Annotated in this window: 21 protein-coding genes; 11 read left to right on the top strand and 10 right to left on the bottom strand. The window is 62.8% G+C overall.

Annotation, left to right across the window (positions count from 1 at the left end; translation table 11 throughout):
• Positions 1-1,224: 1,224 nt before the first annotated feature.
• The 3 genes from O9Z70_RS10080 to greA form a co-directional block, all read right to left on the bottom strand.
• On the bottom strand, positions 1,225-2,124 hold the full coding sequence (locus O9Z70_RS10080; protein WP_286018691.1) for a LysR family transcriptional regulator: 900 nt from the start codon (positions 2,122-2,124) through the stop codon (positions 1,225-1,227).
• Between the two features lie 114 nt (positions 2,125-2,238).
• The gene (trxB, locus tag O9Z70_RS10075) at positions 2,239-3,189 is read right to left on the bottom strand and encodes a thioredoxin-disulfide reductase (RefSeq protein ID WP_286018690.1); all 951 of its coding nucleotides are present in this window, start codon (positions 3,187-3,189) and stop codon (positions 2,239-2,241) included.
• A 155-nt stretch (positions 3,190-3,344) separates the two neighbouring features.
• Positions 3,345-3,818, bottom strand: coding sequence for a transcription elongation factor GreA (gene greA / locus O9Z70_RS10070; RefSeq protein ID WP_286018689.1), 474 nt, complete (start codon positions 3,816-3,818; stop codon positions 3,345-3,347).
• 290 nt (positions 3,819-4,108) lie between these two features.
• On the opposite strand from greA, the gene O9Z70_RS10065 reads away from it, so the two are divergent.
• Positions 4,109-5,254, top strand: coding sequence for a PQQ-dependent sugar dehydrogenase (locus O9Z70_RS10065; RefSeq protein WP_286018688.1), 1,146 nt, complete (start codon positions 4,109-4,111; stop codon positions 5,252-5,254).
• A gap of 60 nt (positions 5,255-5,314) precedes the next feature.
• Here the strand turns inward: O9Z70_RS10065 and O9Z70_RS10060 are convergent, their stop codons facing one another.
• A complete protein-coding gene (locus tag O9Z70_RS10060) occupies positions 5,315-5,524 on the bottom strand; it encodes a cold-shock protein (protein WP_286018687.1) in 210 nt (69 codons plus the stop codon).
• A gap of 453 nt (positions 5,525-5,977) precedes the next feature.
• Between O9Z70_RS10060 and ltaE the strand changes: the two genes are divergently transcribed.
• From ltaE to O9Z70_RS10045, 3 genes are all read left to right on the top strand, one after another.
• Entirely contained in the window at positions 5,978-7,036 is a 1,059-nt protein-coding gene (gene ltaE, locus O9Z70_RS10055) for a low-specificity L-threonine aldolase (protein ID WP_286018686.1), read from the top strand.
• A gap of 66 nt (positions 7,037-7,102) precedes the next feature.
• Complete coding sequence (locus tag O9Z70_RS10050; protein ID WP_286021989.1) at positions 7,103-8,272, top strand: GNAT family N-acetyltransferase; 1,170 nt, start codon at positions 7,103-7,105, stop codon at positions 8,270-8,272.
• Positions 8,265-9,590, top strand: a complete 1,326-nt coding sequence (locus O9Z70_RS10045; RefSeq protein WP_286018685.1) for a lipopolysaccharide biosynthesis protein — start codon at positions 8,265-8,267, stop codon at positions 9,588-9,590. Before O9Z70_RS10050 ends, O9Z70_RS10045 begins: the two co-directional genes overlap by 8 nt.
• 18 nt (positions 9,591-9,608) lie before the next feature.
• Here the strand turns inward: O9Z70_RS10045 and carB are convergent, their stop codons facing one another.
• Together carB and O9Z70_RS10035 are read right to left on the bottom strand one after the other, a co-directional pair.
• Positions 9,609-12,920 (bottom strand): carbamoyl-phosphate synthase large subunit, encoded by a 3,312-nt coding sequence (gene carB / locus O9Z70_RS10040; protein ID WP_286018684.1) that lies wholly within the window; start codon positions 12,918-12,920, stop codon positions 9,609-9,611.
• Between the two features lie 441 nt (positions 12,921-13,361).
• Positions 13,362-13,733, bottom strand: coding sequence for a DUF2200 domain-containing protein (locus tag O9Z70_RS10035; RefSeq protein WP_286018683.1), 372 nt, complete (start codon positions 13,731-13,733; stop codon positions 13,362-13,364).
• A 291-nt stretch (positions 13,734-14,024) separates the two neighbouring features.
• On the opposite strand from O9Z70_RS10035, the gene O9Z70_RS10030 reads away from it, so the two are divergent.
• From O9Z70_RS10030 to O9Z70_RS10015, 4 genes are all read left to right on the top strand, one after another.
• Positions 14,025-14,231 carry a cold-shock protein gene (locus O9Z70_RS10030; protein WP_286018682.1) on the top strand — a complete coding sequence of 69 codons (207 nt, stop codon included), beginning with the start codon at positions 14,025-14,027 and terminating at the stop codon, positions 14,229-14,231.
• 74 nt (positions 14,232-14,305) lie between these two features.
• On the top strand, positions 14,306-14,560 hold the full coding sequence (locus tag O9Z70_RS10025; RefSeq protein WP_286018681.1) for a hypothetical protein: 255 nt from the start codon (positions 14,306-14,308) through the stop codon (positions 14,558-14,560).
• Positions 14,557-14,805, top strand: coding sequence for a hypothetical protein (locus tag O9Z70_RS10020; RefSeq protein WP_286018680.1), 249 nt, complete (start codon positions 14,557-14,559; stop codon positions 14,803-14,805). Before O9Z70_RS10025 ends, O9Z70_RS10020 begins: the two co-directional genes overlap by 4 nt.
• A 34-nt stretch (positions 14,806-14,839) precedes the next feature.
• A complete protein-coding gene (locus O9Z70_RS10015) occupies positions 14,840-15,118 on the top strand; it encodes a hypothetical protein (protein WP_286018679.1) in 279 nt (92 codons plus the stop codon).
• Here the strand turns inward: O9Z70_RS10015 and rpsU are convergent.
• The 4 genes from rpsU to yghU all read right to left on the bottom strand — a co-directional run bounded on the left by rpsU (position 15,115) and on the right by yghU (position 18,359).
• Positions 15,115-15,378, bottom strand: coding sequence for a 30S ribosomal protein S21 (gene rpsU / locus O9Z70_RS10010; RefSeq protein WP_286018678.1), 264 nt, complete (start codon positions 15,376-15,378; stop codon positions 15,115-15,117). The genes O9Z70_RS10015 and rpsU overlap by 4 nt on opposite strands.
• A gap of 141 nt (positions 15,379-15,519) precedes the next feature.
• Positions 15,520-16,440: a flagellar motor protein MotB gene (locus O9Z70_RS10005; RefSeq protein WP_286018677.1), complete on the bottom strand. Its 921-nt coding sequence runs from the start codon at positions 16,438-16,440 to the stop codon at positions 15,520-15,522.
• Between the two features lie 24 nt (positions 16,441-16,464).
• Positions 16,465-17,328, bottom strand: coding sequence for a flagellar motor stator protein MotA (gene motA, locus O9Z70_RS10000; RefSeq protein ID WP_286018676.1), 864 nt, complete (start codon positions 17,326-17,328; stop codon positions 16,465-16,467).
• A gap of 164 nt (positions 17,329-17,492) precedes the next feature.
• The gene (gene yghU / locus O9Z70_RS09995; protein ID WP_502870194.1) at positions 17,493-18,359 is read right to left on the bottom strand and encodes a glutathione-dependent disulfide-bond oxidoreductase; all 867 of its coding nucleotides are present in this window, start codon (positions 18,357-18,359) and stop codon (positions 17,493-17,495) included.
• A 214-nt stretch (positions 18,360-18,573) separates the two neighbouring features.
• Here yghU and O9Z70_RS09990 point away from each other — a divergent pair, with 214 nt between their 5' ends.
• From O9Z70_RS09990 to O9Z70_RS09980, 3 genes are all read left to right on the top strand, one after another.
• Entirely contained in the window at positions 18,574-19,683 is a 1,110-nt protein-coding gene (locus tag O9Z70_RS09990; protein ID WP_286018674.1) for a THUMP domain-containing class I SAM-dependent RNA methyltransferase, read from the top strand.
• A gap of 158 nt (positions 19,684-19,841) precedes the next feature.
• Positions 19,842-20,210 carry a response regulator gene (locus O9Z70_RS09985; protein WP_286018673.1) on the top strand — a complete coding sequence of 123 codons (369 nt, stop codon included), beginning with the start codon at positions 19,842-19,844 and terminating at the stop codon, positions 20,208-20,210.
• 84 nt (positions 20,211-20,294) lie between these two features.
• A complete protein-coding gene (locus O9Z70_RS09980; RefSeq protein ID WP_286018672.1) occupies positions 20,295-20,495 on the top strand; it encodes a CsbD family protein in 201 nt (66 codons plus the stop codon).
• The last annotated feature ends 25 nt before the right edge of the window (positions 20,496-20,520 follow it).

The raw sequence follows: 20,520 nt of genomic DNA, 5'->3' as shown, positions 1-20,520 counted from the left end.
AGGTCGTTGGCCGGGGCCGCTGACCTTGGAGGAGGCGGGTCACCACGAATGCCGCCGTTGGCGACAATATCTCCCGCCGGCTTACGGATCGCAAACGCTCAATCGGAAGTGCTGCCATGCAGATTCGCGGATGCAGCCGGCGCGTGAACAAAAAAAGAGGCTCCAACCGAAGTTGGAGCCTTTGATAGGGCCGAAGCCAAATCGCAAGTAATGGCCCGGACGCTAGGGAGGAGGAGAAGCGCCAGGCCGGTGAGTTGAAACCGAGGGAGGGAAGGACGGTTTCAACTCGGGTGTCGGCAACGCGGGTCCGAGGGAGGAGGAGACGGAGCGGCGTCGCAGCGACAAGGCCAATGTAGGTATGCACCGTCCGATCGGCAAGGCATGGCTGCTCATGCCAGCCATGCAACGGGCACAGCGTCAAACTGTCCCTTTTTTCCGGCGCGGGCCCAAGACGAAAAAAAGGCCCTATCCGAAGATAGGGCCTGATGACTGGGCCGAAGCCAAATCGGAAGTGGGGCAGAGAGCAAGGGAGGAGGAAATGCGCTCTGCCAGTGAGCCTTGGATCAAGGGAGGAGGAGAAGATCCTTGGCTCGGTGTTGCGATGCGGGGTCCGAAGGGAGGAGGAAAACGGAGCGCGCCTCAGCAACGAGGACATATATGAACTCTATCGATTTGATAGACAATCCCGTAACTGACATGTCAGCCATGCGTTTTTGCAGAGCCTGGAGCTTCGGCAAAAAGAAAGGCCCCACTCGAGGGGAGAGTGGAGCCTAAGATGGACAGGCCCGAAGGCCTGTCAGGAGGGAACGCAGCGGAGCAAGGGAGGAGGAGAAACATCCGCTGTGATGTATTGGCGTATAGGAAAATGCCGCCGGCCCGCCAATGCGCCTCGGCTCATGTCAGCCATGCGCCCTGCGCATGCGGATGGCGGCGATTTGTAGAGGCTCTCGGCCAGTGTGTCGTTCCCGCGGAAGGGGGACGCTCTGTTAAACGGAGGCCCCCGCTTTCGCGGGGAGCGAGCAAGAGCGCGGCTATCGGATGTGTAGGAACCGCAGCACCCCACCCCGACCCTCCCCTCAAGGGGGAGGGGGCGAAGGGTCCCACGTTCCGAGATAATTTCACTCGAAGTCCGCCGATACACCGAACCCTCGCGGCAAGCGCGAGGGTGACGAGTGGGGGAGGGGGTGGCCGGCGGGAAGAAGGGGTGAGCGGGGGCGGAAGGCCCTAGAAGCTCCACTCGCGGGCCTTGGAGACGAGGAAGTCGCGGAAGACGCCGACGCGCTTGGAATTTTTCAGTGCGGGCGGATAGACGAAATAGGCTTCGTAGGCGGGCAGTTCGATCTCAGGCAGGACCTGGACGAGGCCATCTTCCTTTTCGGTCACATAGGCGGGCAGCATGGCGATGCCGATGCCGGCGCGGCAGGCCTGCATCATACCGTAGATCGCATTGACGCGCAGCGCCGCGCGGCGCGGGCTGGAATCCGGCCGTCCCATGCGTTCGAGGAAATTGATGTCGCCCAGATAGGAGGGCACGGGCTCGCCGAAACTGATGATGCGGTGATCGTCCAGCGCCTCGGGCGAGGCCGGCATGCCGTGTTCGTCGATATAGGAATTGCTGGCGTAGAAATAATTGTGAACGGTGAACAGCTTGCGCTGGATCATTTCCGACTGGTTCGGGCGGTGCAGGCGAATGGCCACGTCGGCCTCGCGCATGGCCAGGTCCAGTTCGGCGTCGTTGAGGCGGATTTCCAACTGGATCAGCGGATAGAGCTTGAGAAATTCATCGAGTCGGGACGAGAGCCAGGTGGAGCCGATGCCGACCGTGGTGGTGACGATCAGCGGCCCGGTCGGTTCGTCCTGCGATTCCGACATCTGGGTTTCGACCTGCTGCAATTCCCAGTGCATGCGATGGGCGGTGCGGAACAGCTGCTCGCCCACTTCGGTGAGCACCAGGCCGCGCGCGTGGCGGATGAAGAGCTTGAGGCCCAGATCGTCTTCGAGGGCGGAAATCTGGCGGGAAACCGCCGATTGGCTCATGCCGAGTTTTTCGGCGGCGTGGGTGAAACTGCCCGACTCGGCGGCAATGTGGAAAATCCGGAGCTTGTCCCAGTCGAGCATTCTCATGACGCGTTCTTCTCGTTCTCGTTCAGCCGGGCCAAGCCCTGTCCACTGCCTTAGGCGAGTGGGGCGCAGGAATTGTGACGTATGAAGGTTTTCCAGGGGTCATGCTGTCGCAGTCTATTCCGCCGCCTCGGCCAATTCGTGTTCGGCCAGGAAGCGCTCGGCATCCAGCGCGGCCATGCAGCCCATGCCGGCGGCGGTGACCGCCTGGCGATAGACATCGTCGGTGACGTCGCCGGCGGCGAAAACGCCGGGAATATTGGTTTCCGTGGTGCCCGGCTTCACCTGCAGATAACCGCCGGGCTTCATGTCGAGCTTGCCGGCGAAGATCGAGGTGGCCGGCGCGTGGCCGATGGCGACAAAGACCCCGTCGATAGGCTGTTCATAGGTTTTTCCGGTGACGCGATCGCGCAGCGTGACGGCGTTGACCGAGGGCGGCATCGGCGCGCCGCCGACTTCGACCACTTCGGTATTCCAGCGGACCTCGATCTTGGGATGCTTGAACAGGCGGTCCTGCAGGATGCGCTCGGCGCGGAATTCGTCGCGGCGATGCACGACGATGACCTTGTCGGCGAAATTGGTGAGGAACAGGGCCTCCTCGACGGCAGTATTGCCGCCGCCGACCACCAGCACCTGCTTGCCGCGATAGAAGAAGCCGTCGCAGGTGGCGCAGGCGGAGACGCCGAAACCCTGGAATTTCTGCTCGGAGGGCAGGCCGAGCCACTTGGCCTGGGCGCCGGTGGCGATGATCAGCGAGTCGGCGGTGTAGGTTTCGCCGCTATCGCCATGCAGCACGAAGGGGCGGCGGTCGAGATCGACGGCGGTGATGACGTCGTTGACGATGCGGGTGCCGACATGTTCGGCCTGCGCCTTCATCTGGTCCATGAGCCAGGGCCCCTGGATGACATCGGCAAAGCCGGGATAATTTTCGACATCGGTGGTGATGGTGAGCTGGCCGCCGGGCTGGAGGCCCTGGATCATCACTGGCTCAAGCATGGCGCGCGCCGCGTAGACCGCGGCCGAGTAGCCGGCCGGGCCGGAACCGATGATGATGACTTTCGCGTGCATCGCGACGCTTCTCCAAAAAGACAGGAACGCTTCCTCGCCTTAGTTAAGGGGCGAAGCGGGCAGGTTTCAAGGCAAAGTCACTCCCGCGGGGCAGATGCCTGCGGGAGTGAACAGAAAAGATGCAGACCAGGGCGGCGATGCCCGTATTTTGGGCGTCAGATATAGACGACCTTGACGATCTCGTAGCTTCTGGAGCCGCCCGGAGCTGCGACTTCGAACGAATCGCCTTCCTCCTTGCCGATCATGGCGCGGGCGATGGGCGAGGAAATGGAGATGCGGCCGGCCGAGGCGTCGGCCTCCGGATCGCCCACGAGCTGGTAGACCTTTTCCTCTTCGGTGTCCTCGTCCAGGAAAGTGACGGTGGCGCCGAACTTGACCTTGCTGCCGCTGAGTTTGGTGACGTCGATGATCTCGGCCAGCGCCAGCATGGCTTCCAGCTCCTGGATGCGGCCCTCATTGAGGCTCTGCTGCTCCTTGGCGGCGGAATATTCGGCGTTTTCCGAAAGGTCGCCATGGGCGCGGGCTTCGGAGATGGCATTGATGATCCGGCGGCGCTCGTTCTGGGTGCGGTGCTCGTATTCGGCGCTGAGGGCCTGGTGCCCCTGAACCGTCATCGGAATCTTGTCCATAATTGTCCTGCCTCCAATCGGCTCGGCAAAATGCAAAGAATTGTGCGCGGCTGGTTTCCCGGGCCGCGACACGAAACGAAACTGTTATGTGCCAGCGGCAGGTTTGGCTGCCTGCATGGCTTCTTCCCGCCAAGCTTCGTTCGGCCAGTGCTTCACGATAAGTTTTCAGGGAGATGCCATCCAGCTTGCCCGGCTGCCGCGTTGCGGTCAAGCGGGTGTGCCCGGTTGGGGCAGGCACTCCACATGGCAATGCAATGGCGGGCGCTTCCGCCTGACAGAAAGGCAGAACAATGATGATCCGACTTGTTGCACTTTCCACCCTGATTGCGGCCACTACGCTGATCGCATCGCCCGGCCAGGCCCAGAATGTGGACTCGAGCGCGGGGCGACTCAATGCCGCGATCCTGGTCGAGGGATTGGAGCATCCCTGGGCGCTGGCTTTCCTGCCGGATGGACGGTTTCTGGTGACCGAACGGCCCGGGCGGCTGGTCGTCATCGAGGACGGCGCGGCCGGGACGCCGATCGAGGGGGTGCCGCAAGTGGAAGCGCGGGGGCAGGGCGGCCTGCTCGATCTGGCGCTGGCGCCCGATTTTGCCGAAACCGGGCAGATCTATCTCAGCTATGCCGAACCGGCGGAGGCCGCCGGATTGCAGCGCGGCACCGGCACGGCGGTGATGGCGGCGCGGCTGGTGCTGGACGGGGATGGCGGTCGGCTGGAAGACCAGAATGTCATTTTCCGCATGAACCGCTTCGACAATTCCAACCGGCATTTCGGCTCCCGCATCGTTGTCGGCCAGGACGGCAATCTGTTCGTGACGCTGGGCGATCGCGGCACGATGGACCGGGCGCAGGATGCGGCCGATCTCGCGGGCGGGGTGGTGCGCATCGCCCCGGACGGCTCGATCCCGGCGGATAATCCCCGGATCGAGAATTGGGCCCCCGAATTCTGGAGCATCGGGCATCGCAATCCGCAGGGCGCGACGCTACGGGACAGCGATGGCGCGCTGTTCATGGTGGAGCATGGCGCGCGTGGCGGCGACGAACTCAACCGGGTGGAAGCCGGTCGAAATTACGGCTGGCCGGTGATCACTTATGGCCGCGATTATTCCGGGCTGCCTATCGGCGTGGGCCAGCAGCAGGAGGGACTGGAGCAGCCGCTGCATTATTGGGACCCATCCATTTCCCCTTCGGGCCTCGACTTCTACCAGGGCAGCCTGATCCCCGATTGGGACGGCGACCTGCTGCTGGGCGGGCTGAGCGGCAATGTCCTGGTGCGGCTCGACATGGAAGGCGATGAGGTGGTGGCGGAGGAAGCCCTGTTCCAGGGGCAATTGGGTCGCATTCGCGATGTTCGCGTCGGCCCTGACGGGGCGATCTATCTTCTGACCGACGCCCCGAACGGGCAATTGATCCGCGTGGCTCCCGAGGGGGAATAGGCAAAAAGGCAAGGGGCGCGTTCCTCTGCGGAACGCACCCCTTTTATCGTTGTCCGTGAATCAGTCGGCGGTGAGATTGTCGGCGGCGGATTTACCGGTCCGCTTGTCCTTGACGATCTCGTAATTGATTTTCTGGCCTTCATCCAGGCCATTGAGGCCGGAGCGCTGGACGGCGGAGATATGGACGAATACGTCCGCACCACCCTCGTCCGGCTGAATGAAGCCATAGCCTTTTTGGCCGTTGAACCACTTAACGGTGCCCGTTGCCATGATGCGCGTTCCCTCGTGCAATCGCTGCTGGTTATGGTCCCTTCCGTGCACCCGGCTGGAACCATAATTGATATCAAATATCGGAAGATGACGTCAGCAATGGCGAATGGCATTCGCGTCTTCGGATCAGTCGGCCGCAATATTCGATATTGCAAATCTAGCCTGAAAATTCCAGAGCATCAATATGGCGTATCGGCGAGGTGAAGCATTCGGCAAAACGCGTGGTTTTGCCGAGTGAGCAAGGCTCTGGTTCCAAAAGTTCCGCTCCGGGCCGAACTGAAACCGGCGCCAGCGTGGGCAAGGCGGTCCGATCGGGCAAAGTGACGTCGGACGCCCCGCATTCTAGTCGAGTCCGGGGCGTTTGGAAGGTGCAAATAATGACGGCGGTGAAGGCGGCCTAGCCAAACCCGCCTCGGCTTGGCACAAGACCATGTTCTTCTCCCGGAGCCCGCCATGAACGTTGTCCGCCACGATTTCCGCTCCGATACGGTGACCCGGCCCAGCATCGGAATGCGCGCCGCCATGGCAGAGGCCGAGGTGGGCGACGATGTGTATGGCGAGGATCCCACCGTCAATCTGCTGGAGCAGCGCCTGGCCGGGATGCTGGGCAAGGACGCGGCCCTCTTCGTGCCCTCCGGCACGCAATCGAACCTGCTGGCATTGATGAGCCATTGCGGGCGGGGCGAAGGCTTCATCGCCGGGCAGGATGCGCATTGCTATAAATACGAGGCCGGCGGCGCCGCGGTCCTGGGCTCGATCCAGCCGCAACCCATCGTGCAGCAGCCGGACGGCACCATGGCGCTGGACGATATCGAGGCCGATATCAAATCCGGCGACAGCCATTTCGCCACGACGCGGATGATCGCGCTGGAGAACACCTATGGCGGCCGCGCGCTGCCGATGCGCTATATGGAGGCGGTGGCCGATCTGGCGGACCGATATGGGCTGGGCCTGCATCTCGATGGCGCGCGGGCCTTCAATGCCTGCGCGGCTCTGGGCGTCGGGATCGCGGAATTCACGGCGCGCTTCGACACGGTTTCCATTTGCCTCTCCAAGGGCCTGGGCGCGCCAGTCGGCTCAGTGCTGGCCGGACGCGCCGATCTGATCGAGACAGCGCGCCGCCACCGCAAGATGCTGGGTGGTGGCATGCGGCAGGCGGGCATATTGGCGGCGGCGGGGCTCTATGCACTGGACAACAATATCGCCCGGCTGGCCGACGACCATCGCCGCGCCCGGATGCTGGCGGCAGGCCTGGCCCGGCACGAGGCGTTGCGGGTGACCATGCCGGATACCAATATTGTTTGGGTGGACATGGATTCCGCTATCGGAGAGCGGCTGACGCCCTATCTCGCCAGCCATGGCGTGGCGGTTTCGGGGCGTTATGGCCAGCAACGCTGGGTGACGCATCTCGATGTGGGTGACGCGGATATTGAACAGGCATTGAACCTGGTGGACCGCTTTTTCCTTAGTGACGGTAATGCTTTACCATTTGGGCAGAAAGACTTTGTCTAATGCGCCGGGCAATTGCAAAGTCCATACGGGATTTTACGGTATCCGCGGTCAGGGGAATTGCAGCAAGTGTGGCCAAGGGGCAGCATTGCCACGCGTGTGCTCGGCACGCTGGAAGAGATCGAGGCCATTGCTGCGGCATGGCGCGGGCTCGAGACCGATTGCGCCGATCCGCTGGGCTATTTCCAGAGCTATGATTGGTGCCGCAATTGGGTGGCGCGCTTCGGCCGGGATGGCGCATATCGGCCCTATATCGTCACCCTTTGGTGCGACGAAAACCTGATCGCCATCTGGCCCCGCATGATTGTGGAAATTGCCGGCATCAAGCGGCTGGAAACGCTGGGCATGCCGCATAGCCAATATTGCGGCGTACTGGTGCGGCGGGACGCGGCGCCCATGGCCAAGATCGCCCGGCAGCTTCGGGCCGCCGTCCAGGCTTCGAAATGCGACGTGACGATTTCCCGGGCGGTGCCGGAAGGGTCGGCATTGGCGGAAATATTGGCCGACAAGCCGGTGGTGACGGGCTCTGACAACCTGGCCTCCCTGCTCGATCTGTCCGGCTTTGCCTCTGCGGAGGCTTATACCGCCCAATTGGGCAAGCTGCAGAAGCGCAATCGTAACCGGCGCCGCAACCACCTGGCGCGCCTGGGGGAATTGAGCTTTGAGGTGATCTGGCCCGATCATCCCGAATTCGAGGCGCTGGTGCGGCAATGCACCGAGATGAAGCGCCGTTGGCTGACCGAGACCGGACGGTTCAGCACCGGCTTCTCCATGGGTGGCTATGAGGATTTCCTGGCCTTGCTCGCCGGCGACAGCGTTAGGCATTCGGGGGCATGCCTGTCGGTGTTGCGGGTGGGCGACCGCGTGGCCGCCATCGAATTGGGCCTGCTCCATCAAAAGCATTATTACGCCTATATCGGCGGCTTCGACTGGGATCTGCGCGATCTGTCGCCGGGCAAGGTGCAGATGGACCTGACTGTGGGCTGGCTGATCGACCATGGCATTGCCGCCTATGACCTCTTGATCAATCAGGCCGATTACAAGACCAGCTGGACCAATAGATCGATTGCCGTGACCAGCCGGGCCGAGGCGCTGAGCTGGCGGGGCCGCTTCTATGCGTCAGCATGGCTGCCTCGACTGCGTCCGGCACTGAAGCGCTTGCATGGGCGCTTGCCGAAGACGGTGGAGCAGGCGACCAATTTCCTCAGGCCGGCGGTCTGCCTGCTGCTCTATGTCTGATGCCCGATCCGGGATGCTGGATGCCGCCATAGCCCTGGGCATCCGCGTGTTGAGCGCCGGATTGGTGTTCGGCTTGCAGGTGCTGCTCGCCCGGCTGATGCCGGCGGATGGCTATGGCGGTTTCGTGACGCTGTGGACCTGGATGCTGGCGCTGGGAAGCTTCGCGGCGCTGGGCTTTGCCGAATCCAGCGTCCGTTTCCTGCCGCGCTATCACCTGCGGGGCCGGGTGGCCGCCTTGCGGAATTATTGGCGGTTCGGGCTGGCAATGGTGTTCGGCGCCAGCGTGGCGCTGGCGATCGCGGCAATCGCCGTGGCGGTCGGCATCGGCATTGCCGATGGACCGGGATTGATGCTGCTGCTGGTGGCACTGGGATTGCCGTTCCTGGCCATGGAATATTTCCTCGAAGGGGTGGCGCGCAGCTTCGGCTGGTTCCGGCTGGCGGCTCTGCCGGTTTATATCGTGCGACCCATCCTGATCGGACTGATCTGTGTCGGCCTCAGCGCCGCCGGGATAGTCCTGAGCCTGCCGATTGTCGGCGCCGTGCTGATCGGCTCCATGGCGCTGGTGACGGCCGGTCTGGCGCTGGTGCTGGCGCGGCGGCTGCGGGTCGTGGCGCCCGAGGGGGCCGCGCCGACGCGCCGCCAGCGGCGCTTGTGGCTGATGGCCTCGCTGCCTTTGCTGCTGCTGTCCGGATTGGAGGATCTGACCGGCTATGGCGATGTGCTGGTGCTCAGCCTGCTGGCCGAGCCGGAAGCGGTCGGGATCTATTTCGCCGCGGCGCGCAGCCTGGCGCTGGCCGGCTTCGTCACCTATGCGATGACGCTGGTGGCCGGCCGGCGCTTCGCCCTGGACCTGGCGGGAAAATCGCGGGCCGACCTGCAAGACAGCATTCTTGAAAATACCCGGATGACCCTATGGGCGACCATCGCCGCCGTGGCCCTGGCCCTGCTGGCGGGACCGCTGCTTCTCGGCGCTTTTGGCGAGGCGTTCATTGCCGGATATGGCGTCATGGTCGTGCTTGGCGCCGGCATGGTGGTGCGGGCCATGGCAGGGCAGGCGGGTGAGGCTGTTATCGTGTTGGGACGCCAGCGGGAGGGCTTGCTGGTGGCGCTGGGCGTGCTGGCGATAATGACGGCGCTGGCATTGGCGCTGGTGCCGCTATTCGGCATTGTGGGCGCCGCCCTGGCCAGCGCCACGGCGATGACGTGCCGGACGCTGGCTCTGGCTTTGGTGCTGCATCGGGTCGAAGGCTTGCGCATATTGGCTTTCGGTTTGCCGCGTATTCGGCGCAAGCCCTTGTTATCGAAGCCGATTTGATCCGGTGCGAAGAGCGGATCAGGCGGCGAAATAATCCTGCAGGGCGCGGACCTGGAGACTGCCATTGCGGATGGCGAGGATGCCTTCCACGGCGGCGAGCGCGCCGTCGACCGTGGTGTAATACGGGATTTTCGCCAGCAATGCGGTGCGCCGGATGTCGCGGCTATCGCTGATCGACTTCACGCCATCGGTGGTGTTGATGACCAATTGCACCCCGCCATTCTTCATGGAATCGACGATGTGCGGACGGCCTTCGAGCACCTTATTGATCTTTATTGCTGGCACATCGTTATCGTTGAGGTAGCGCTGCGTACCGCCGGTGGCGAGAATCTCGAAGCCGGCTTCGACCAGGTGACGGGCCATGTCGACGATATGGGGCTTGTCGGCATCGCGGACCGAAATGAAGGCGGTTCCCGAAACCGGCACTTTCTGGCCGGCGCCCATCTGCGACTTGGCGAAGGCCATGGCGAAATCGGTATCGAGGCCGATGACCTCGCCGGTGGACTTCATTTCCGGCCCCAGAACCGTATCGACCCCGGGGAAGCGGTTGAAGGGGAAGACGGCTTCCTTGACAGCGATATGATCGAATTTCTTCTCGACCAGATTGAAGCTGGCCAGGCTTTCGCCGGCCATGATGCGCGAGGCGATCTTGGCGATGGGCTCGCCGATGACCTTGGCGACGAAGGGCACGGTGCGCGAGGCGCGCGGATTGACCTCGATGAGGTAGATGATGCCGTCCTTGAGGGCGAATTGCACGTTCATCAGCCCGCCGACCTTGAGCGCGAAGGCCAGTTCGCCGGTCTGGCGCTTGAGTTCGGCGATGATCTCGGGCGAGAGCGAACGCGGCGGCAGCGAGCAGGCGGAATCGCCGGAATGGATGCCGGCTTCCTCGATATGCTCCATGATGCCGGCGACGAACACGTCCTTGCCGTCGCAAAGGCAATCGACGTCGATTTCGGTCGCCCCGGACAGATAAGCGTCGAACAATAGTGGATTGTCGGAGAGGACCGAATTGATCTGGCCGGTCCGGTCATTGGGATAGCGTTGCAGGATATCGGGCGGCACCAGGCCGGTCAGGGTATCCTGAACATAGCGCTCGAATTCATTGGCTGAATGGACGATGGCCATGGCGCGGCCGCCCAGCACATAGGAGGGGCGGATGACCAGCGGATAGCCGAGGCGCTCGGCGATAAGGCGGGCCTGTTCGAGGCTATAGGCGATGCCGTTCTTGGGCTGGGTCAATTCCAGCTTGTTGAGCAGCTTCATGAACAGGTCGCGGTCTTCGGCCAGGTCGATGGCGTCAGGCTGGGTGCCCAGGATCGGCACACCGGCCTTCTGCACCGCCTCGGCCAGGTTGAGCGGGGTCTGGCCGCCGAATTGCACGATGACGCCATGCAGCGTCCCGTTCTGCTTTTCGGTCAGCAGGATCTCGATGACGTCTTCTTCGGTCAGCGGCTCGAAATAGAGGCGGTCCGAGGTGTCGTAATCGGTGGAGACGGTTTCGGGATTGCAATTGACCATGATGGTCTCGTAGCCGGCCTCGGCCAGCGCGAAAGCGGCGTGACAGCAGCAATAGTCGAACTCGATGCCCTGGCCGATCCGGTTGGGGCCGCCGCCGAGAATGACCACTTTCTTGCGGTCGGAGGGGCGGGCCTCGTCCTCGACCTTGCCGGCAAAGGGGGCTTCATAGGTCGAATACATATAGGCGGTCGGCGAGGCGAATTCCGCGGCGGAGGTATCGATGCGCTTATAGGCCGGGCGCACTTCGAGCGAATGGCGCAGCTTGCGGACGTCGGCGGGCTTGAGATTGGCGAGCTGGGCGAGGCGGGCGTCGGAGAAGCCCATCGACTTGAGCTGGCGCAGATTGGCTTCGTCCTGCGGCAGGCCGAATTGCCGGACCTTGGCTTCCATGTCGACGATGCCGCGCATCTGTTCGAGGAACCAGGGATCGATCTTGCAGGCTTCGAAAATATCTTCGTTGGAGACGCCGAGGCGCATGGCTTCGGCCACATGCAGCAGCCGGTTAGGCGTCGGGGTGCCGAGAGCGGCCTTGATGGCGTTCTTGTCCTCGCCTTCGCCCAGGCCCGGAATGCCGACCTCGTTGAGGCCGGTCAGGCCGGTTTCGAGGCTGCGCAGGGCCTTTTGCAGCGATTCCTGGAAGGTGCGGCCGATGGCCATGGCCTCGCCCACCGATTTCATCGAGGTGGTGAGGCGATTGTCGGCGCCGGGGAATTTCTCGAAGGCGAAGCGCGGAATCTTGGTGACGACATAGTCGATGCTGGGCTCGAACGAGGCCGGGGTAGCGCCGCCGGTAATGTCGTTTTCCAATTCATCCAGCGTATAGCCGACGGCAAGGCGCGCCGCGACCTTGGCGATGGGGAAGCCGGTGGCCTTCGAGGCCAGGGCCGAGGAGCGCGAAACGCGCGGATTCATCTCGATGACGACCATGCGGCCATCGGCCGGATTGATGCCGAACTGGACGTTGGAGCCGCCGGTTTCCACCCCGATCTCGCGCAGGACCGCCAAAGAGGCGTCGCGCATGATCTGGTATTCCTTGTCGGTGAGCGTCAGCGCCGGGGCGACGGTGATGCTGTCGCCGGTATGGACGCCCATCGGGTCGATGTTCTCGATGGAGCAGATGATGATGCAATTGTCCTTCTTGTCGCGGACAACTTCCATCTCGAATTCCTTCCAGCCGAGCACGCTTTCCTCGACCAGGACTTCATTGGTGGGCGAAGCGTCGATGCCGCTTTCGCAGATGGCGAGATATTCCTCGCGGTTATAGGCAATGCCGCCGCCGGTGCCGCCGAGGGTGAAGCTGGGGCGGATGATGGCGGGCAGGCCGATGACTTCGAGCGCCTGCAGGGCTTCGATGCTGTTATGAGCGAGCATGGAGCGCGGGGTTTCGAGCCCGATCTTCTTCATGGCGTCGCGGAACAATTCGCGGTCCTCGGCCTTGTCGATGGCCTCGGCGGTGGCGCCGATCATTTCGACGCCGAATTTTTCGAGTACGCCCATCTTGCGCAGCGACAGGGCGCAGTTCAGCGCCGTCTGGCCGCCCATGGTGGGCAGCAGCGCGTCGGGCCGCTCCTTCTCGATGATCTTGGCGACGACCTCGGGCGTGATCGGCTCCATATAGGTGGCGTCGGCCAGGTCCGGGTCGGTCATGATCGTCGCCGGATTGGAGTTCACCAGAATGATCCGGTAGCCCTCTTCCTTCAACGCCTTGCAGGCCTGGGTGCCGGAATAGTCGAACTCGCAGGCCTGCCCGATAATGATGGGACCCGCGCCGATAATGAGGATCGATTTGATGTCGGTACGCTTCGGCATTCGGGGCTCGCTCTATGACTGACTAATAGGACAGCGGGCGAGGGGAATCGCCCGGACGCACCCGTCCGCGCGAAACCTGCGTGGCAGCTGAGCACTGCGGCGCGGGGAAGAAGACCGAACATGGTGGTTAAGTGGGCGGTTTAGCGGAAAGGAACGGCGATGGGAAGGGGTGGATTGAGCACAGCGGCTATGTCCGGCGCGCTTTGCCGCAGACGATCGGAAAAGCTCGGGCGTGCACGCGCTTCAGAGGGTTTTCAGCGGCAGCCTCGATGATCTCGCCTCTTCCTTGATTCACCGCTCGTCACCTTCGCGCTCGACGCGAGCGTGACGATCCGAGAAAGAGGCGTCATCGAGGCCATATGCGATAGCCCTGCCTCAACAGGAGGAGAGAAAAGGAGCTGCGGGTTCCCCTCGAAGCCGGAAGCTCTGGGGAGACGTCAACTAAACAGGGCGCTCGCCATCCTGGCGGCGCAGGATCTTTTCCATGGCCTTGCCCTTGGCCAGTTCGTCGATGAGTTTATCGAGATAACGGATTTCGCGCATGAGGGGATCTTCGATCTGCTCGACCCGGACGCCGCAGACGACTCCGGTTATCTGCGAGCGGGACGGGTTCATCCGGGGCGCGCGGGCGAAAAAATCCTCGAAACTGGTCTGGTTCGTCAGTTCGGCCTCGAGCGAGGCCTGGTCGTGGCCGGTGAGCCAGCGGATGATTTCGTCGACCTCCTGGCTGGTGCGGCCCTTCTTTTCCGCCTTGGTGACATAATGAGGATAGACGCTGGCGAGGCTGACTGAATAAATCCGGTGCTTGGTCATGTCGCTTGCCTGGCTGAAATGATGTGGTGGGACGGGCGTTCAGGCGATGTCATCAGTGTTGAGACGCTGGCCGGGTTTGCTGCGTTTCGGTGACTTGCCTTGACTTATACGCAATTGAGACCGATATTGGCAGCATACGTTTTCTGCCCCTGTCGGCAAACTGATCCTTCCGGCGCGGCCGGTTGTTTGGCTTTCCTTCCGATCTGCAAACGTTTTTAGGCCCCTGATGCACGATGCGCAGGGGAAACCTGCTCGTTTGCAATGCTTCGAGCTAATCCGAAAGGGCGCCAAATGATTAACGGCACCGTGAAGTTCTACAATTCGACCAAGGGCTTCGGCTTCATCACCCCCGATCAGGGCGGCAAGGACGCTTTCGTCCACGTGTCGGCTCTGGAACGCGCCGGCATATCCGGTCTCGGTGATGGCCAGAAGGTCAGCTATGATCTCGAGCAGGGACGTGACGGTCGTGAATCGGCCATCAATATCCAGCTGGCTTAAGCTGTATCCGGCCTAAGCCGAATTTTTGTGGGGGCGCCTGGCGCGCCCTCATTTCTTCCGAACAGGAGCGTGCCATGCCCCACCTTTACAAAGTCGGCCAGATGCTTGAGCTGCGTTCCGCTCCTCGGCACAGCAATCGGCCCGCCGGGCCGTGCGAAGTCGTCTCCTGCATGCCGCATGACAAAGGCCCCGTGCTTTACCGGGTCAAGTCATTGGGCGAAAGCAATGAGCGGGTGGTCGAAGAACTCGACCTGTCGCCCAGCAATGTGATGAAGACCGAATATGATGAAGACGAGAACGTCTTCAGCATCGCCATCAGCAAGAGGTGAGCGCGAGCCTGGACTGGTCCGCGTCAGCCGAACTTTATTCAAGCGTCGCGACGTTCAAGTCGCGCAATAGCCGCTATCAGCGGTTCCCTTCCGCCGCCGAAGCCATCCGCTTCGCCATCGAGGAAATGCCCCGCGCGACATTGCGCAGCGTGGCTCTCGAATGCGGCGACGAACGATATGAGGGCGAGGCGATCCGGGAGCTCTATCATGCCCCCGATTACCCCCTCCAGCGCGGGAAGCGCTAAAAAACAAGCCGGGTGAACCGGCAGAGAGAGTAAAATGAATATCCAAATTCTTAACGCGCCGGCGGACCTGTTCCTCGGCAGCGACGCCGCGACCGCCTTCGCGCAGGGTCCGCGTCATTTCCGTTCCGCGGCCAAGGCCGTCCGCTTCGCCATGGAACATGCGGCGCCGGTAAGCCTGCGCGGCGCCATGCTGAAGATCGGGGACCGCAAACTCGGTCCGGCGCAGATCAGACACCTCTATCGCGGGCTCGACAGCGGCCGGGCCGCCGGCGGCCCTGTCCGTAATAACGGACAAGGCGCTGACGGCTTTTAGCTGGCGGGACGGCTCTGAGGCCGCGGAGGCGTGCGCTCGACCCGCTTGGGCGCGGCGATCAGCCCTTCGCGGATCGCCTGCTTACGCGCGTTCTTGCGCGCGCGGCGCACCGCCTCGGCCTTTTCCCGAATCCGGGCTTCGGAGGGCTTTTCGAAATATTTACGGAGCTTCATCTCCCGGAAGACGCCCTCGCGCTGAAGACGCTTCTTCAGCACCCTTAGGGCTTGGTCGACATTGTTGTCGCGTACCTGAACCTGCAAAAATTATCCTAACGTGATTTTTCGCCTCACCGGAGAGGCAGGCGGGGATCGGCCGGATGGCCGTCGGGAAGGCTCTATCAGCCCGAGCGGCCGCTGGCCAGCCGCCGGGTCGCCCGGCTGCCATGCGATTGGTTGCCGGGATCAGGGCTGAAGGCCGAGCGGCACCGGGGGGGCGGAATGCAGGACGGTGATGCGCACCCGCTCATTGGCGGCCATATAGGGATCGTTGGGGAAGAAGGGCTCGTCGGTGGCACGGCCGATCACCGATTTGATCCGGTCGTCGGACAGGCCGAATTCGCCAAGCGTCGAGCGCACCGAATTGGCACGGTCGGCCGATAATTCCCACGGACCGTAACGCGGATTGTCATAACGGCCGCCCGCCGCCGTATGTCCGGAAATGTTCACCTGGGCATTGAGCTGTTGCAGGATGGGGCCGATGGCGGCGATCGCCGCCCGCGTGGCTTCCAGCGGATATTTCGAGCCCTCGGGGAACATCGGGCGGCCCTGTTGGTCGACGATCTGGATATCGAGGCCCTCATCGGTCCGCTCCACCAGCAAATTGTCCATGAACGGGGTCAGTTCGGGCAGGGCCTGCCAGGCCTGCCTGATGCTGGCGGCGGCGCTGTGGAAGGCCTGGTCGTTCATGGATTTGAGATCGTATTCGCTGTCGCTGCTGGGCTGGGCCTCGCTGCCCTGCTGGCGCGCCGCGCCACCGAGATTGTTCTCAATCGCCTCGCGCTCGGCATTGTGGGGGGAGGCGGGGGAATCGGTGATGACATCGGCCGCCGAGCCGGACATCAGGCTGCCGGAATTGTCCATGGCGGTGCCGCCCAGCACCCCGCCCGATCCGCTGGAGGAGACGCTGGCGGCCGAGGGGGCGAAATAATCGGCCAGGCCTTCCTTCTGCTCGGGCGAGGTCATGCTGATCAGCCAGAGCAGCAGGAAGAAGGCCATCATCGCCGTGACGAAGTCGGCATAGGCGATCTTCCAGGCGCCGCCGTGATGGACGTGCTTGGCCTTCTTGATCTTCTTGATAATGATCGGCTGGTCGTAATTGGCCATTCTGGCTTGCCCTTTCCGGGAGGATCAGGCGGTGGCCGGCAGGGCCGCCGTCGCCGCTTCCACCTCGTTGAAGGTGGGGCGCACTTCGCTCATCAGGGCCTTGCGGGCGAATTCGATGGCCATGACCGGCGGCTGGCCGCTGATATGGGCCAGCAGGCCGACCTTGAGCGACAGGTAATATTTCGCTTCCGCCTCGAAGGTGTTCTTGAGCGACTGCGCCATGGGGGCGAAGAAGCCATAGGCGACGAAGACGCCGAAAAACGTGCCGACCAGCGCGCCGCCGATCAGATGGCCGAGTACTTCGGGCGGCTCGGTGATGGCGCCCATGGTCTTGATGACGCCGAGGACGGCAGCGACGATGCCCAGTGCCGGGGTGCCGTCGGCAATGGCCTGGACGGCGGAGACCAGGCGGTCCTGTTCCTGGTGATGGGTTTCCAGCTCCTCGTCCATCAGGGCGTCCATTTCATGCACATTGTTGGAGCCCATGGTCACCATGCGCATGTAATCGCATACGAATTCCACCGCGTGGTGGTTCCTGGCAAAGGAGGGAAAGGCGTTGAACAGCGTGGAATTGGCCGGGTCCTCGATATGCGCCTCGATGCCGAGAATGCCCTTTTGCTGCACCAGCTTGTACATGGAATATTGCATGCCCAGCAGTTCCACATAGGCGGCCTTGTTATATTTGGGCCCCTTGAACATGGTGGCGAACATGAACGGTACCGCCTTGAGCACCGGGGCGCCGTTGGCGATGACGAAGGCGCCGAAAGCGGCGCCCAGGATGATCACGAATTCAAAGGGTTGCCAGAGCACCAGCACATGTCCGCCCATGGCGGCATAGCCGCCGAACACGCTGGCAAAGACAACGATGACACCGATGATCAGACGCATGGACGCAATACTCTTGCTCGGACGCAATGATGCGCCAGCGGAATCAGGCCGATCCGCGAACGCGGCTTCATCATGCCGTTCCCAGGCTTAACAGCGCGTGTATGTCCAATCCGGCAGGCGGGCGGCGGCGTGCAAAGCCGCCGCCTCAAGCGCCGATAAGGCGCTTAGACCGTGCCGCGCGCCTTGCGTATGGCGAGCACCTCGTCGATATCGGCGGCGCTGTGGCGTTCGGCGAGCTGTTCGTCCTCGGGACCGCCGGTGGCATTGACGCAGCGGCCGCGCTTGACCGGCTCGCGGGCATCGATCTGCTCGGCCCAGCGCAACAGGTTCTTGTAGCTGCCGACATCGAGGAATTCGGCGGCGTTATAGGTCCGGCCCAGCACGATGCCGCCATACCAGGGAAAGATGGCCATGTCGGCAATGGTGTAGTCGCTGCCCGAAACATATTCGTGCTCGGCCAATTGCCGGTCCAGCACGTCGAGCTGCCGCTTGGTTTCCATGGCATAGCGATTGATCGGATATTCGAGCTTTTCCGGGGCGTAGACGTAGAAATGCCCGAAGCCGCCGCCGACAAAGGGGGCGCTGCCCATCTGCCAGAACAGCCAGTTCATGGTCTCGGCGCGCTTGGCCGCGTCCCTGGACAGGAAGGCGTCGAATTTGTCGGCGAGATAGACCAGGATCGAGCCGCTCTCGAACAGGCGGATCGGCTCGGAGGAACCGTAATCGACCATGGCCGGAATCTTGGAGTTCGGATTGATCGACACGAAGCCGGAGCCGAACTGGTCGCCCTTGCCGATATCGATGAGCCAGGCGTCGTATTCGGCGTCATGCCCGGCAGCCAGCAGCTCCTCGAGCATGATGGACACCTTCTGCCCGTTCGGCGTCGCCAGCGAATGCAATTGCAGCCTATGCTGGCCGCGCGGCAATTCGGCTTCATGGGTGGCGCCGGCTATGGGCCGGTTGGTGCTGGCGAAGGCCCCGCCATTCGACTGATCCCAGGTCCAGACTTTGGGCGGCACATATTCGGTCATTGCGGACACTCTCATTTTCATTTCGGCTGACGGCGAGGATTTCATCGCCTTCTGCCGATATAAGCATATTGGGCCGTCCGCGTAACCCTCCCCGCTTTTGTAACCGCTTCGGCGCCCCCGCCAGAGCGAGGTGCGTTCTATCGTCTTGTTGTCACATCGTTGTTTGCAGAAAACCGGATTTCCACTTTTCTGCACGATGCTCTAATGCTCCGTCATGACCCTGGTTCCTTTCGACATTTTCCTCGTCGCCACCCCCGGCCTCGAAGCCCCGCTGGCCGACGAGGCCCGCGAGGCCGGCTTCGCCGATGCGCAAATCATCGATGGCGGCGTTACCTTTTCCGGCAGCTGGCCGGATGTCTGGCGCGCCAATCTGACGCTGCGCGGGGCGACGCGCATTCTGGCGCGGATCGCGTCCTTCCGGGCCCTGCATCTGGCGCAGCTCGACAAGCGCGCCCGCAAGCTGGCCTGGGGTGATTTCCTGCGAGCCGATGTGCCGGTGCAGGTCGAGGCTTCCTGCAAGCGCTCGCGCATCTATCATGATGGCGCGGCGGCGCAGCGGGTGGCCAAGGCGATCAACGCGACTTTGGGAGCGCCGATCACCGAAGACGCCGCGCTGCGCGTCATGGTGCGCATCGAGGACGATCTGGTCACCATCAGCACCGACACGACCGGTGCATCGCTGCACAAGCGCGGCTTCAAGGAAGCGGTCAACAAGGCGCCGATGCGCGAAACCATGGCGGCGATGTTCCTGCGCCAATGCGGCTATAAGGGCGATGAACCGGTGCTCGACCCGATGTGCGGCTCGGGGACGTTCCCCATCGAGGCCGCCGAAATCGCCGCTGGCCTGCTGCCCGGCCGCGAGCGCCATTTCGCCTTCGAGCATTTGCCGAGCTTCGATCCCGCCGCCTGGGCGGCCTTGCGCGTCGCAGCGCCGGCCAAGCCCACATTGCTGCGCTTCCATGGTTCCGACCGCGATGCCGGGGCGATCCGCATGGCCGAGGAAAACGCCATGCGGGCGAGATTGGCCGATTTCACCCGCTTCGAGCAGAAATCCATCGAAGAGCTTACCCCGCCCGCAGGCCCGCCGGGCCTGGTCATCGTCAATCCGCCCTATGGCGGCCGCATTGGCAGCAAGGGGCCGCTCATCGCGCTGCATCGGACGCTGGGCATTGTGCTGAAAAGCCGGTTTCAGGGGTGGCGCGCCGGCATCGTCACCGCCGACAAGCAATTGGCCCAGGCGACGGGACTGAGCTTCGAGCCCATGCTGCCGCCGGTTCTGCATGGCGGCATCCGCGTGGCGCTCTACCGGACGAGCCAGCTCTGAGCGCGGGGCGCTGCGGGCCCTGCAAGTCGGAACAATTTGAACCAAATGCTAACCATGATGGCAGCCATGCGCCTGGCGGGTGCAACCAAAGGCGGCCCAATCCGCTTGCCCTTGCAGCGTCGCCCATAGAATCATTTCTGTCGCAAGGGACCAGTCCCATGTCCAAATTGTCGCGTATCCTCGCCGTCGAGGACGAGGTTTTATTGTTGCTCGATCTGGTCGATTCGGTCGCCGATCGCGGCATCGAAGTCATTCCGGTGACCAGCGCCCGTGGCGCCATCAGCCTGATCGACGCCGATATCGACGCCCTGATCACCGATATCGAATTGCCGGGAAGCTATAATGGCTTGCAATTGGCCCGGCTGGCCGCCCGCCTGCGGCCGGGCCTGCCCATTGCCGTGGTCTCCGGCGGCGTCCGTCCGGCCCCGGCCGATTTACCGCCCGGCGCGGTCTTTATGCCGAAACCCTACAGGATCGAGGCCGTGCTGGCCGCGCTCGAACGGCAGATCGCCGTCCGAGCGGCCTGATTCCGGCGCGCCGATCCAGCCAAGGCCGGAACGCTCCGGGATGTCGGGCGTTGAGTCTTCATACGAATTCAAAAGGAGACCACAATGGATTGGAACCGTGTTGAAGGAAACTGGAAGCAGTTTACCGGCAAGGTGAAGGAGCAATGGGGCAAGCTCACCGATGACGATATTGCCCAGATCAACGGCAATCGCGAGCAGCTCGAAGGCAAGATCCAGGAGCGCTACGGCAAGGCCAAGGACGAGGTCCGCAAGGAAGTCGACGATTGGTCCGGCCGGATAGATTGATCAGGTCTTCCATGATGACGAGAAA

This window comes from Devosia sp. YIM 151766, from assembly GCF_030285925.1.
Taxonomy (GTDB): domain Bacteria; phylum Pseudomonadota; class Alphaproteobacteria; order Rhizobiales; family Devosiaceae; genus Devosia.
Note: the sequence above shows the minus strand (reverse complement) of the source record. Positions and strands in the feature narration are given on the sequence as shown.